Here is a 13785-nt window from a genome sequence, read left to right as displayed (position 1 = left end):
ACACTCAACCTAGAGCAGCGACTGAAGCGACTGAAGACGCCTATATATGACGCGCACGCGCGCTAGCTACACAGCTGATATGTGGGGCGACAGTCGCTTCAGTCGCTGCCGCAGCCCCGCAAGAGCTTTGACCTGCGATTTCTCGCAGTGACTCAAGCCAGCGACCGTCGCTTCTCTTCGGTCGCTGGGCCCTACTTATGCAGCGACCGAAGCGCGGGTCCACTGCCACGGGTCCTACACGTCTTGCCGTGCGGAATCGGACGGCTACGCACGGCAGGAGGCGGTCCGGCACGTTCTCGCCTCGCGCTCCTGGCGGCCCCGGCCGCCGACCCCGGCCGGGGCCGGTCGAACCCGGTGGTCCTCGGGCCGCGGCCGCGCGAAGACACCGGCCTTGGTGGTAGCGGCGTTCCGGCACTTCGACAACCGGGACGGCTTCCCGCTCCTGCACGACCACTGCCTGGTCCTCAACCGCGTGCAGCGCCCGGACGACGACGGCGAACCGGTGTGGGGTGCCCTGGACACCTTCCGCCTCTACCGGAACGTCGTGGCAGCCGGGACGCTCTACACCCTCGCGATGACAACCGAGGTGTGTGAGGAGCTGGGACTGGCGACGGTGCCCCGGGAGGTGACGCCGGGCCTGCGCCCGGTGATGGAGATAGCCGGTGTCGACTCCGAGCTCATCGACTGGTCCTCCACTCGCCGTCAGCGGATCGAGGACGTCCTGGAAGGCCTCACCTACAAGTTCGCGCAGGAACACGGGAGGCTGCCCGGCGAACGTGCCCGCCACGGCCTCGGGTGGCAGGCGGCGCAGGACACCCGTCCTGAGAAGAAGACCCCGCGCCCGTTGAAGCAGCTGCTCGCATGGTGGAGGGCGTCCGCGCTGCTGAAGTTCGGCAAGCAGATGGTCGACGGGCTCCTTCGGCGCTGCCGCGCGGCGGGGGCGGCGATCCGGGCCCGGGTGGATCCGCACGTCGATGCCATACTCGCCGCTGTCGACATCGCCGCGGTCGTCTCCATCGTCTGCGGCAAGTTCGCCCGCCGCCACGTCCTGGCCGAAGCCCGCCGGCACCTGCTGGAGACCCTGCGCGGCCGCGAGTTCACCCGCGGCCTGGACGACTACATCGCCCACCGGGCCCTGCTCCGCTACTCCCGCCAGTCCACCGTTCCCCAGCCCGGCCGCCGGACCCCGGCCGCCGACCAGCTCTTCTACAAAGCCGATTTCGCCGAGCCCGACAGATGGTGGATCGCCGGCACCGACGGCAAGCCTCCCCGCGAGTCGAGCCGGTACGAGCGGGCCCGGGTCGCCAGCCTCGCCGTACGCAACGCGATCCGCGCCGCCCGCACCCCGGCCGCGACTGCGTCAGCCGCCACGCACGCCGACGACCACCGCCGCGACCAGCCGTCAGACGCGCCGCACGCCGTCGACCACCCGGACCGGGGCGCCGCCTCACTCCGGCGCAGCGGGCCGTCGCCATTTACACCCACCAACAGGCCGCGATGCCCGAGGAGTACCTGGAGGGCCGCACGACCGACCCGGCGACGTGGCTGCGCACACCGGAGAACCTGGAACGGCTCGCCGCTTTCACCCGCGCGGCCAACGCCCGCGGCCGCGCCATCGAGAAGGGAGAGATCCCGGCCCCGGCCGCCGACCCGGCCGGGCCGGTCGACCGGCGCCGCCAGGAGCATGAGCAGCAGCACCAGCAGCCCGGCCCCGGCCAGGGCCTTCGGCCGTGACGGCTGCGGACCCGTCCGGCGGGACGGAGGACGAAGTTGTCGCTCCAGCAGTCGGGACCCGGCCCGCCGCCCAGCCTCAAGGCTGGCGGAGAGAGGTGAGTCACCCGCTTGGCGGGTCGTCACAGAAGGGCACCACATGCGATCGAACACGGTGAAGGCGCTCGCGAGCATTGCGGCGCTGCTCGGGATCACCGCCGGGACCCTGTCGGCCTCCGGGACCGCCGTCGCGGCGACGCCGGAGAGGCACCAGAGTGTGGTCTCCGGGCCGGCCGCGGTCACCGAGGTCGAGAACCTGGGGCTGAATACTTCACAGGCGAAGAGAGTCCAGTCCTATCTCCGCTACTACGCCGGGGTCTACAGCGGAGCGATCGATGGTCTCCTCGGGACCGAGACGATCAAGGCCCTCCAACGGTTCCTGAGAAGTGCGGGGTACTACTCCGGCGCAGTCGACGGCATCGCAGGGGCGGGGACCCGGGCCGGGTTCGCGGCTTGGGCCAATCAGCTGCCCATGGACTGACGCCCGAACAGCCGGGGCCAGATCCCGGTTGTTGCGCCGACGGGCCGCGGGGGGCACGTGCCCCCCGCGTTCGTGCGCGCGCTGGTTGAGTGTGAGGCGGCGGTGGTCGGCGGTGAAGCGGGACGTGGTCTCGTACGTCGGCACGTCGGTCCTCCAGGAAGCACGAAGCCCCCGGCGCTGCCGGGGGCAGTGGGTGTCTCTCTTGGGTTGAAGGGAGTCGGTGACGTGGTGCGGGGCTGGCATCTATGGCCGTTGGTGGGGGGTACGCAGATGTGCGCTCGTTGACGGCGGAGTCGCTTACTGGCGGATTTCGGGGCGCCTGAGGCGGGTGTGACTGGGTGGTCGCGCAGCATTTACATGGCCCTGGTGGTGTCCGCCGGGCGGGCACGGCATCGCCACGGATGCCCGCTGGGCGGGATCGGCCGTGAAGTTTCAGTGAACTCTCCCGCCTCACGGGATCGTGCTTTCGGGGACGGCCGCCGCCCGGTCGGACAGTCGTTGAAGGACGCCCAGGAGCTGGCCGGGCTCCCACCGGGACGGTGGCTGGGGCGTGGTCTGCGTGCGCTGGGGCTCACCGAGGGCGCGGAGGTGTCCGAGCGTCAGCTGGAGCTGCTGTTCGGCGAGGGCCGGCACCCGGACGCCGACCGCATCGAGCGCGGCCTGCTGGACGACGGCGTCGACCCGGTGACGGCCCGCTGGCTGACGGTGCTGGGGCAGCCGATCGAGGAGATCGAGGCTCGCAAGCAGACTCCGCTGCTCGGCATGGACTTCACCTTCCGGCCGCAGGCGTCGCTGGTCGTGCTGTGGGCGCTGGGCGACGCCACCGTGCGCCGGGTCATCGAGCGGGCCCACGAGCGGGCCGTCGCCACGGCGCTGCGCTGGCTGGAGGATGAGGTTGCCGAGACCCGGTGGGCGTCAGGCCGCGGCCGCGCGAAGACGCCCGCGCTCGTGGTCGCCGCCTTCCGGCACATCGACAACCGCGACGGACTGCCGCTCCTGCACGAGCACTGCCTGATCCTCAACCGCGTCCAGCGCCTGGGCGCCGACGGTGATCCGGTCTGGGGCGCTCTGGACACCTACCGTCTCTACCAGAACGTGGTGGCCGCCGGGACGCTCTACACCCTGGCGATGACGACCGAGGTGTGCGAGACCCTGGGGCTGGCGACCGTGCCGCGCGAGGTCACGCCGGGCCTGCGTCCGGTCATGGAGATCGCCGGAGTGCCCGAGGACCTCATCAACTGGTCGGCGTCCCGCCGCCAGCGCATCGAGGACGCCCTGGAGGTACTCACCGACCAGTACGTGAAGGACCACGGCCACCTGCCCTCAGAGCGGGGCCGTCACGGACTGGGCTGGTGGGCGGCGCAGGAGACCCGGCCCGCGAAGAAGAAGCCGAAGCCGCTCGCGCAGCTGCTCGCGTGGTGGCGCGCCTCCGCGATCCTCCGCTTCGGCCAGCAGCTCATCGACGGCCTTCTGGACAGGTGCCGGGCCGTGGGGGCGGCGATCCGGGCGCGGGTGGATCCCACCGTGGACGTGGCGCTCGCCGCCGTCGACGTCGCCGCGGTCGTCTTCACCGTGCGAGAGAAGTTCTCCCGGCGCCATATCCTGGCCGAAGCGCGTCGGCACCTGCTGGAGACGCTGCGCGGCCGCGAGTTCACCCGCGGCCTGGACGACTACATCGCCCACCGGGCCCTGCTCCGGTACTCCCGCCGCCACACGGTCACCAAGCCCGGCCGGGAAGCGCCGGCGGCGGACCGGATGACCTACACCGCCGACTTCCCGGTGCCGCACCGGTGGTGGATCGCCCCCGCCCAAGGCACACCGCCACGGGAGTCCAGCCGCTACGAGCGGGCCCGGGTCGCCAGCCTTGCCGTGCAGAACGCGATCCGCGACGCCCGCATCCGAGCCGACACTGCCACCGCCACCGAGGCGACAACCTCGGCCGTCTCCGCACCCGCCGATCACCGCGACCTCGAGGGCGAGACGGCGTCCGCTCCCCACGCCGTCGACCACCCGGGCCGGGACACCGCCCTGACCCCGGCGCAGCGAGCCGCCGCAGTCCAGCTCCATCAGCAGGCCGCGATGCCCGAGGAGTACCTGGAGGGCCGCACAACCGACCCGGCGACGTGGCTGCGCACACCGAAGAACCTGGACCGGCTCGCCGCCTTCACCCGCGCCGCCGACACCCGCCGCCGCGCCATGGAGGACCGGCCGAAGCCCGAGCAGCCGGCTGACGCGGTCAAGCCCGCCGACCAGCAGCAGCACCATGTGAACCGGCCCGACCAGGGCAGGGGAGCAGGCCGCAACCAGTGAGGGACGGCAACCGGCCAGCGGGTGGCCGATCTGCGACTTCACCCGCGAGCTCCGGCGGGCCGGACTGAGAATCGGGGACGTTGGCACCCGGCACGGGAGGAACCTTGACCGACCTGCACGAACCGCTGGAACCGCTGGAGAGCTACCCCGACGAACTGCCCCCGCCCCGCCAGCGCGGCGACGTGAACCTGGTGGGCCTGCTCAGCGTCGCCGACGACCTCGCCCGCAGCCTGGCGGCGCTGAAGATCCGGGTTCAGCCTCACGACCCGAAGACCTCGCTCGTCAGCCCCGAGAAGGCCCGCGAGAACACGGAGAAGGAAGTCGACCGGCTCCTGGGCACAGCCGTCTACCTCCAGCGCCACGCCCACGCTGCGATGCTCGGGCGGCGCGTCCTCGGTGCGGACTCCAAGGAGGACTGCTCCACCAAGGGCGCCAACCTCCAGCTCAACATCTGGGACGACAAAACGCGCCGGGACATCGTCGAAGACGGCACCACCGGCTGCGTCGCCCACACCGTCGAAGCCGCCCGCCGGACCATGTCCGACCCCGCCACCCGCAAGATCCTCCTCGCCTTCGTCCGCGACGACGAAGGCACCGCCGTCGCCGGCGCCCTCGGACTCGGACCGGACGACACCGCGCAGTTCTTCGATCGCGGCCTCACCCTGCGCCCGGAACACCGCGCCGGCTGACCTCACCGTTCCCCGCGGCCGCGCCCCGGCCGCCAGACACCCGCATTGGAGCGCCCGTTGCCCTACGAGGCCCGCGATCTGAACCTGACCGACCCGACGAAGGGCTACCTGAACTTCGTCCTCTACACCGAGCCCCAGCGCGGCGCCGCCACATCGTCGCTGAACGCCGTACTGGACATCGAGGCCCAGCAGACCGTGACCCCTCACTTCCAGGAGTGGCTGGGCAGGCTGGTGCGCTGCGAACCGAACGCGATGCACTGCACCCTCGTGCAGTCCACGGACATCCCGACCCTGTTCCACCCGTGCGTCACGGAGGACCCCAGCAGCCCGTCGGCGATCAGCGGCTCAGGCTGCATGTGCCGCCGGACCTTCTACGACCCCGAGTACGGGCTGCCCGTCGTCAGCAAGCACTTCAAGCACCGCGGCGAGGGCGGCACGGACCAGTGGAGCTACACGACGTACGCCCCGCTCGAACTACGCCCGGACGACACCTTCAGCCGCTTCCACACCGGCCGCGGTCTGTTCTGGGCCCGGACTGACAAGGGCGTCCTGTCGTTCCTTCCGCAGAGGAACGGCCTGGGCTACGAGATCGGGTACAACGGCGGCGGCCCGCACGCCCTGGCCGCCTACCTCACCCAGGTCGCCACGACCGACGGGCAGCACACGACTGCCGGCGCCCAGTACGAGGATGCGCACCCGGCGATCGTTGCCTGGACGCAGAGCAAGGCGGCGGACCGTGGCACGAACGAGCTGTCGCTCAGCGACATCGAGGCCATGATGCAGAGCTGACCGCCGCCGCATCCGGGCGCCCCACGGACCAGCCGTCCGTGGGGCGCCCGCGCGTACGCCGGACCGGCCGCGCTCCGCCTCGCGGGACACGGGGCGAAGTCGTCGGCGCACCTGCCGGGACACGGTCGACGCGGACGTCCCGGAGGCGACGGTCAGGGGCGAGGGTGCAAGGCCACACCCGACTATGGAGGCCCGCATGGTTGAACCGGTCCGGTTGTCCCTCTCGCCGGAGCAGCGTGAGCGCCTGGAGCAGCTCGCCGACGCCGCCCGGCTGCGTATGGCGCTGTCCCCGTCGCCGACACCGCCCGCCCGGCGCCCCTCCCGCTCCCGGCAGTACCCCGGCGGCCGGCCGAACCCCTGGCGCACCGCGCGGGCCCGCCGCCGGGGATGAGCGGACCCGGTGGACTCCACCGCGCGCCGTGCACGGAGGGAGTGGAGACCACGGTGGTGCGGATCGGGCGGTCCACTCGGTGCGGTACATCGGGCGCACCGGTGCGCCCGCCGACGATGCCGTGTACTCCCACCGCACCACCGCACGCTCCCGGCGCGCGTCGGAGTGGCCGCCACTCCCGCCCGTTCCACCCGGTGTGTGTACAGAGGGTGACGGTGCATCGGATGCGGTGCATTCGATGCACCCCCCTTGACCGGGTGTGCCGCCGGATTCCACCCACCCCATCGGATGGAAAGCAACCCTTGTCCACCCATGAGTTTCCGCGTGATCTTCGACGTTTTGCCTTGACACACTCCGCTACCGCCACGGAGACACCCCCGCGCCGTGCCCTTGATGCCCGGTGCGGGAGGGGAGATCTCTCCCTCCCAGCGCACCGCGCACCGTCACCGTTCGTAGGGGCGCGCGGCGCGGACGATGCTGAGCATCGCCGCATCGTGGTGCGTTCCACCCGGGTGGGAGTGCACGACATCGTCCGCACCGAGTGGAGAGTGGAGGCCACCGCGAAGCGCACCAGGGGTGGGTGGAGTCCACTCGGTGCGCTCCACTGGGTGGGGGAGTGCGTTACATCGCGCGCGACTCAACGCACCATGCGCGCGCCGGTCCGCATCAGCGCGCCACCGCCCCGGCCATCCGATGCGCGTGGCGCGCGCCGCCCGCCGCGCGTGGCCTCTACGATCCGCGCGTGGGACAGACCCCGGCACAGAAGGCCGCCCAGGCGGCACGCGGGCAGCAGCCGAAGAAGCGGCCCGGCAAGGCGCAGCGCGAGGCGATCAAACGGGCGCAGGCGGCGAAGAAGAAGGCGGGCGGCGGGAAGCCGGCCGCGAAGAAGGCGGTGCCGCTGCCTCGCGGATCGGTGCGGGCCGCCTGTCCGGGTACCTGCCCGGCCTGCTTCAAGGACTACGCCAAGGGCGAGGTCATCACGAAGGTGACCGATGGCTGGGGACACCCCGGCTGCGCGCCCCGGCAGATGTCGGCAGCCGAGCGCGAGTTCGCCCGGAACAAGGCCCGGATCGAGAGCGGCGAGACGTTCCGCGGACAGAAGCCCTCGGACTGGCGGCGCGGAGCCTCGCCGTCCAGCACCCGGCCCGCCCGCTGAACTCCAGCCGGAAGATGTGGCGTCGGCCACGGACAAACCCACACGACATGGGGGTGGTCAGGGAGGAATCGGGCACCCGTGGTCGCTGACCGTCAGACGACGGTCAAGGGGTGCTTCCTCACGGTGGCCCCGGCCCGTGCGCACATCCGCGTGCGGGCCGGACGACTGCCGACCCGGCCCGCAGGCCGGGGGAAACCGAGGACACCGTGCCCGCCGACCACACACCCCGCCCCGCTCAAGCCCTTCGCAGCGTGCCCGGCCAGGCGCTCGCCAGCGACCTGGACCAGGTCCCGCAGGCCCCCTCCATCGCCCCCTCCACGGCCACTTCGCCCGACTGGCGCGTATCCGCAGGTCAGACCCGGAAGTCAAGGTCGGACGACGCGTTCGACAACCCTCCTAGGTCGACACAGGTCTGGAAGCCGACCGGAGTGCGACGCAAGGAAGTGCTGAAGGCTCTGGGAATCTTCCAACGGGCTACCGCCGATCAGCTCTGGCGGATGCTGCGCCCCACCGACCGGCACGACCGGATCACCAGGGACACCCTGAACGCACTGAAGAAGGCGGGCCTGGTCCGGGTGGAGACGCGACTGGAGTCCGGACATCAGCTATGGGTGCTCACCGAGAAGGGCCACAAGGAAGCCAAGGTGCTGCTGCCGAAGAACGTACGGGTCTCCGCGCTGCGCAAGCTGGAGTACGACGACGAAGGCCAGCCGGTGGAATCCGACGGCTACGACGAACACGCCGCCGCCGTCACCTCGACCGCGGCCGTGCTCACCGGGGCCGGGTACGGCACCCCGCTGTCCTGGCAGACCGAGATCGCCCACCGCCTCCCGTACGGGTACACCCAGTACGCCGACCTGACGATGCGCGCCCCGGACGCTTCAGTGCCCGCGATGCTCCTGGAGGTCGACCGCGTCACCGAGCCCGTCGACGACCTGGTGGACAAGCTGCGCCGCTACCACGACTGGTTCGAGCTCCTGGCGCCGAAGGCCGACGCGAACAAGGAGAAGGCGGCCCGGGGAGGAGCGGTCCACGACTTCCGGCTGTGGTCGCGGATCTACCCGCCGACCGGCCGGGAGGGCTACGTCCCCCTCGCGTTCGTGTTCACCGGGAAGACCGATGCGCAGCGCGAGAGCCGGATGCGGCGGCTGGAGCAGGCTGCCCGCCCCTACTTCGCCGGCACCCCGTACCCGGGCCGCGGCGCGGGCATCACGGCCGTCGACTACCACCAGGCGGTGCCCGTGGTCGTCACCGAGCTGGAGCGGATCACCGCCGACCCGGCCGGGGCAGCAGGCCGGGTGTGGCGACGGCTCGGGCGCGAGGAGTGGCAGACCCTCTCCGAGGCCCTGGGCAACCCCGACGGCGACCGCCTGTATGCCGCGCAGCGGAAGGAGGCCCGCGACCGGCGGGCGGAACGGGAAGCCGCGGAGCGGGAGGCGAAGCGGCCGGTGTGCACACAGTGCGGGGCGAAGTTCACCGACGAACGCTGGCGGGAGAAGGAGCGGTCCTCGTGGCACGGGAAGTGGGACGTCCTGTGCGGGGCGTGCGCGGAGGCGTCCGTCGCTCGTGCGGAGGCTGAGCGCGTCGCCCGCCGCCAGGCGGAGGAAGCCGCGGCCCGCGAGGCGGCGGAAGCGGAGGGGAAGAAGAACCGCGGCTTCTTCGGCCGCCGCAGGTAGCCGGCGCGGGGCGGCGGCCGAAGGACGTCTTGTCCGCTGCCGGGCCGGGGCGGAAAGATCGGATGCGGACCATCCACAACCGAGGGGGAAGAACACGGTGAGCAACAAGCTGCTGGCACCGGACGGCTGGCTCGTACTGGGACTGCCCTGGCCGGAGCAGACCCGAGACGGCTGGGGCGAGTGCGCGGTGGCCATCGCCCCGACGATGATCCCCCGCCACCTCGTCAGCAAGGGCGCCGGCATCGCGCTCGATCTCGCGACCGGCCTGGCCCGCGACCCGAACGACGGGCCGGGCAAAGCGGTCTTCTTCTCCGACGTCACCCTCTGGCTCGACAAGCAGGGCAAGGACTGGGCGGACTTCGGGGCCGACTACGAAGCCGTCATCGACGAACTCATCAAGGCACCGGTCCCGCAGCTCTACATGACGCTCGTACAGAAGGCCCACGCCATCCTGTGCGACGCCAGCCGCGACGGGGTGCGCCTGTACTACCCGGGCGGCGACGTCGAACACGTCACCCCGCAGGTCCGCGCCGACGTCCACGCCGCCATCACCACCAGCCTGGAACGGGACTGGCCGCCCTACATCCAGGGCCTCATCGACCGCGGCGCCCTCCAGACCCAGTAACCGCGCCCCCACGCCACGGGCCCGGCCTCTACCCAGGCCGGGCCCGTTGCTGTTCCCACCGCGCTGTCGGTGGTGGCTGCAAGGCTGGTCGGATGAACGCCGATGACGAGCAGCTGCTGCGCGGCCGGGTGTACGGCCACGACCACGACGACCCCAACCCCGGCCCGCTCCCGCACCAGACATACGCCGCCCTCGTCGGCGGGCCGCTGGACGGACTCCTGCTCGACATCACGGGCTGGCGGCCGGAGGAAGTAGAAGGCGGCGTCGCCCTGTCCACCGAGCTCTCGCGGTGGCCCGGCGGCCGCGCGCTGTACGACCCGCTCCCCGGCGAGCCGCGCCCACCGTTCGGCCCGGGTGTGGTGTGCCGCTTCCACTACTCCGGCGACACACCCTGATCCGAGGACCCGACCAGACGCCGGCCGCAGGCGGGACGACAGGCCGCGCGCCGTAGGGGTCAGCGGTCGGGCAGCTTGCGGCGAAGAAGGTCCATCGCTTTCTTCACGTCTCCGAGCTGGTCGCCCAGCACCCGCATGCGCCAGTCCATGCGTTCCAACCGGGCGGCGGCCGCGAGCGACGCGAACGTCTGCGCCATCTGTGCCGCGCCTCCCTCGCCCGCCATCGCCTTCTTGATGTACCGGGCGGCCATCGCCTCGTACCGCTTCGCGCGATCTGCCGCGCTTTCGTACTCGGTGTCGTCTTCGTGCTCGGTCACGCAGTCCCTCCCCAGTAGATCTCTCCCTCCGTTGTACCGACCGCGCCGCGCAGGCGGGGCGACTGCGGATTTTCGGTCCGGAAAGTTATCCACAGATCGCAGGTCAGGGCCCACTTTTCGCCGCGCTCTATCCACAGGCCGACAGCCCTAGAAGGGAGGTGTCCGCTTCCGGGTGTGCAGTGCCCGGACGCACACCGAAAGGGCACGGCCGATGGCACAGACGAAGTTCGACAAGCAGGTGGAAGAGACCGCGGAGTCGCTGGCGTTCGGCATCGGCCGGTTCCTGGCCGGCCGACCGATGGACGGGGAGCGGAAGACCGACGCGACGTTCTGGCGCAAGGGCACCCGCGTCCTGCCCAAAGTCGAAGCCAAGGTGTCCCGTTCCTCCTACCGGGCCGGGTGGCAGCGCCTGGTCTTCCGCATCAGCTGGCTCGCGGCGGCCGGTGAGGGCGCCTACCTGGTCGGCAGCCACCCGGACACCACCGTGCAGACGGTCCAGGACCTCTGGGAGAACCCGGACCCGGCCATCGCCGCCGCGCAGACGGGCGGCATCGGCCTGGCTTCCGCCCTGACCGTCGGCGGAGCGGCCTACGGCCTGGCGACCCGCAAGCGCCGGGAGTTCATGCGCGAGTGGGTGACCCCGTTGCACGAAGCGCTCGCCGTGCCGCTGGGCATCTCGGAGCTGACCGACCCCCGCCGCTACCTCCACGTCCCACGCAAGTTCTCCGACGACGACGCGGAGATACGCATCGACGTCCCCACCCACATGCGGTTCAACGAGGACCTGGTCGCCGACCTCATCACCAAGAAGCTCGCCCTGGAGAACGTCTCCTTCACCTGGCGCCGCGCGGGCAAGGACACCCACGTCGTCATCAAGAAGCGCCTGGCCCCGCCCAAGATGCTGCGCCTGTCCGACCCGGGCGTGAGGGAGATCCTGGCGAAGATGCCCGAGTCCGCGCCGCTCATCGGTCTCGGTGCGGGCAAGAAGAAGGTCTCCGTCGACCTGGACGCCGACTCCCCGCACGTCCTGATCTCCGCAAGTACCGGCGGCGGCAAGTCGACCATCCTGCGCGCGATCTGCTGCCAGTTCATCCACAACGGCGCGCACGCGTTCGTCCTCGACTTCAAGCGGATCTCCCACACCTGGGCCCGCGGCGTGCCCGGCGTCACCTACTGCCGCGACATCGCGGAGATCCACGAGGCCCTGATCCGTCTCGCACAGGAAGGCCGGCGCCGACTCGGCCTCGCGGAGCAGCTGGCCGATGACGTCCTGGAGCGCGAGCCGTGGCGGGTCGGCCCCCGCCTGGTGATCCTCCTCGAAGAGGTCAACGCCACCATGGCGCAGCTCAAGCGGTACTGGGCGAAGATCCGCGAGTCCGGCGACCCGAAGACCTCCCCGGCCGTCGACGCGCTTGCCGAGATCCTGTTCATGGGCCGCCAGGTCCGCCTGCACGTGCTCCTGGTCGCGCAGTCCGCCACCGCCCGCGCCATCGGCGGCCCGGAGATGCGCGAGAACTTCTCCACCCGGATCCTGGTCCGCTACACCCTCAACGCCTGGCGCATGCTCGTGCCCGAGGTCAGCCCCATCCCAATGCCCACCGAGCATCCCGGCCGCGTCCAGGTCGTCACCCGCGGCCGCGCCCAGGAGACGCAGGTGCTGAACCTGTCGAACGCGGAAGCCCGCGAGTGGGCGATGTCGGGTGCCCACGCGAAGGGCACGACGGGCCCGGCCCTGCAGAAGCAGGCCGCGCCCACGGCCCCGACCGCCGACCTGCTCGCCGACCCCTGGAGCCTCAGCGCCCCCGAACCCCCGCCCGCCTCCGCCACAGATCCGGCCGCCGACCGGGACGCGCTCGCCGACGCCTGGAGCCTCACCCCGCCGACCCCGGCCCCGGCCGCCGACACCACGGTGCCGCCGCCGGCGAACCCGGCCCCGGCCCCGGTGCCCGACCCGGACGACGCGGTGGTCGGACTGCGCAAAGCCCAGCAGGACCACCTGCCGGAGATCACGCTCGCCGCCCTGCGCTGGGCGCGGGCCAACGACCCGGACTTCCCCGGCTCGGTCGACAAGCGCGGCGCCGAACTCCTCTACCGCGTCGGCGACCTCAAGAAGTGGGCCCGCAACCGGCCCCGCGGCGCGGTCGGCAACACCGACCTGGACTGACCAGTCCCGGCCCGCCGACGTCCGCAATCCGGCCCTGTCCGGTTCGGACGACACGATCCCCCCATCTGGAAGAACACCCGGTTCACCAGGCACCGCACGGAAGAGGAACACCGCACCATGACGAACGAGACCACCACGACCACGATGCCGCGCCTCACGGACCCCGCCGTCCGCGAGCAGCTGGAAGCGCTGCCCGCCTCCCTGGTCCTGATCGGCTTCACCCCCGACGGGCAGCCGGTCTGCGTCGACCTGGACGCCGAAGGACCGCACGTCCTGGTCTGCACCGGCACCGGCGGCGGGGCCACGACCATCCTGCGCACCCTCACCGCCCAGCTCCTGCACCACGGCTCCCACGCCCTGGTCCTCGACCTCAAGCGGGCCTCGCACCGGTGGGCCAGCGGCGTTCCCGGGGTCACCTACTGCCGCGACATCGCCGACATCCACGACGCCCTGGTGGGTCTGCGGGCCGAACTCCAGTACCGGCTCGGCCTCTTCGACCAGCACGGTGACATCGACGACCTGCCGCGCCTGACGGTGGTGTTCGAGGTCGCCGACAACACCCTGAGCCAGCTGGCCCGCCACTGGGACACGATCCGCGAGAAGGGCGACCCCAAGAAGTCCCCGGCCGTCGACGCCCTCGAGTACGCGCTCCTCGCCGGCCCCCAGGCCCGCATCCACGTCCTCGCCACCTCCCAGCTCGCCACCGGCATCCTCGGGGAGGTGCGCGAGCACTTCGCCACCAAGGTCCTGGGACGGGTGACCACCCGCACCTGGGAGCACCTCGCCCCGCAGATCCACCCCACCCCGGAGCCCAACACGCAGCCGGGCCGCGTCCACGTCGTTCAGGGCTGGGACGTTCACCCGACGCAGGCGCTGCTCCTGACCGACGACGAAGCCGCCGCCGGGATCACCGCCACGGAGACCACGGAGGACTGACAGTGAGGATGTGACGTGGCTTCTCCGACGGGTCTGACTCACGGACTGACCGACGTCTCGACTGTCTTGTTTGGGATTTGTCGATC

The 13785-nt window shown here is 71.5% G+C and carries 12 protein-coding genes; 11 read left to right on the top strand and 1 reads right to left on the bottom strand.

Translation table 11 applies throughout. The annotated features are described in order from the left end of the window. The first annotated feature begins 394 nt into the window (after window positions 1-394). The 9 genes from mobF (ACFYY6_RS26825) (at window position 395) to ACFYY6_RS26785 (ending at window position 10282) form a co-directional block, all read left to right on the top strand. Window positions 395-2251 (top strand): MobF family relaxase, encoded by a 1857-nt coding sequence (gene mobF / locus ACFYY6_RS26825; protein ID WP_389195929.1) that lies wholly within the window; start codon window positions 395-397, stop codon window positions 2249-2251. 498 nt (window positions 2252-2749) lie between these two features. Then, entirely contained in the window at window positions 2750-4561 is a 1812-nt protein-coding gene (gene mobF / locus ACFYY6_RS26820) for a MobF family relaxase (RefSeq protein ID WP_389195557.1), read from the top strand. 104 nt (window positions 4562-4665) lie between these two features. Further along, window positions 4666-5250: a hypothetical protein gene (locus ACFYY6_RS26815; RefSeq protein ID WP_389195554.1), complete on the top strand. Its 585-nt coding sequence runs from the start codon at window positions 4666-4668 to the stop codon at window positions 5248-5250. Between the two features lie 45 nt (window positions 5251-5295). Next, a complete protein-coding gene (locus ACFYY6_RS26810; protein WP_389195551.1) occupies window positions 5296-6039 on the top strand; it encodes a hypothetical protein in 744 nt (247 codons plus the stop codon). A gap of 196 nt (window positions 6040-6235) precedes the next feature. Next, the gene (locus tag ACFYY6_RS26805; RefSeq protein ID WP_389195548.1) at window positions 6236-6430 is read left to right on the top strand and encodes a hypothetical protein; all 195 of its coding nucleotides are present in this window, start codon (window positions 6236-6238) and stop codon (window positions 6428-6430) included. Window positions 6431-7172: 742 nt separating this feature from the next. Further along, window positions 7173-7586 (top strand): hypothetical protein, encoded by a 414-nt coding sequence (locus tag ACFYY6_RS26800; protein WP_389195545.1) that lies wholly within the window; start codon window positions 7173-7175, stop codon window positions 7584-7586. A gap of 428 nt (window positions 7587-8014) precedes the next feature. Continuing rightward, on the top strand, window positions 8015-9262 hold the full coding sequence (locus ACFYY6_RS26795) for a replication-relaxation family protein (RefSeq protein WP_389195542.1): 1248 nt from the start codon (window positions 8015-8017) through the stop codon (window positions 9260-9262). Window positions 9263-9359: 97 nt separating this feature from the next. Beyond that, a complete protein-coding gene (locus tag ACFYY6_RS26790) occupies window positions 9360-9887 on the top strand; it encodes a hypothetical protein (protein ID WP_389195539.1) in 528 nt (175 codons plus the stop codon). Between the two features lie 92 nt (window positions 9888-9979). Continuing rightward, window positions 9980-10282, top strand: a complete 303-nt coding sequence (locus ACFYY6_RS26785) for a hypothetical protein (RefSeq protein WP_389195536.1) — start codon at window positions 9980-9982, stop codon at window positions 10280-10282. 59 nt (window positions 10283-10341) lie between these two features. On the opposite strand, the gene ACFYY6_RS26780 is transcribed toward ACFYY6_RS26785, so the two are convergent. Continuing rightward, window positions 10342-10599, bottom strand: a complete 258-nt coding sequence (locus ACFYY6_RS26780) for a hypothetical protein (RefSeq protein WP_389195534.1) — start codon at window positions 10597-10599, stop codon at window positions 10342-10344. Between the two features lie 211 nt (window positions 10600-10810). Between ACFYY6_RS26780 and ACFYY6_RS26775 the strand changes: the two genes are divergently transcribed. Both ACFYY6_RS26775 and ACFYY6_RS26770 read left to right on the top strand, forming a co-directional pair. Then, a complete protein-coding gene (locus tag ACFYY6_RS26775) occupies window positions 10811-12763 on the top strand; it encodes a helicase HerA domain-containing protein (RefSeq protein ID WP_389195531.1) in 1953 nt (650 codons plus the stop codon). 117 nt (window positions 12764-12880) lie between these two features. Then, window positions 12881-13699 (top strand): hypothetical protein, encoded by an 819-nt coding sequence (locus tag ACFYY6_RS26770; RefSeq protein ID WP_389195528.1) that lies wholly within the window; start codon window positions 12881-12883, stop codon window positions 13697-13699. The last annotated feature ends 86 nt before the right edge of the window (window positions 13700-13785 follow it).

Source organism: Streptomyces sp. NPDC001750 (genome assembly GCF_042892615.1).
Taxonomy (GTDB): domain Bacteria; phylum Actinomycetota; class Actinomycetes; order Streptomycetales; family Streptomycetaceae; genus Streptomyces.
The sequence above is the reverse complement of the archived record's forward strand: the minus strand, read 5'-3'. Positions and strand labels throughout refer to the sequence as shown.

What these genes read in the sequence shown, in the direction of transcription:
- ACFYY6_RS26805 (WP_389195548.1), top strand. Translation starts at nt 6,236, where the DNA reads ATGGTTGAACCGGTCCGGTTGTCCCTCTCGCCGGAGCAGCGTGAGCGC.
- ACFYY6_RS26785 (WP_389195536.1), top strand. Translation starts at nt 9,980, where the DNA reads ATGAACGCCGATGACGAGCAGCTGCTGCGCGGCCGGGTGTACGGCCAC.
- ACFYY6_RS26775 (WP_389195531.1), top strand. Translation starts at nt 10,811, where the DNA reads ATGGCACAGACGAAGTTCGACAAGCAGGTGGAAGAGACCGCGGAGTCG.
- ACFYY6_RS26770 (WP_389195528.1), top strand. Translation starts at nt 12,881, where the DNA reads ATGACGAACGAGACCACCACGACCACGATGCCGCGCCTCACGGACCCC.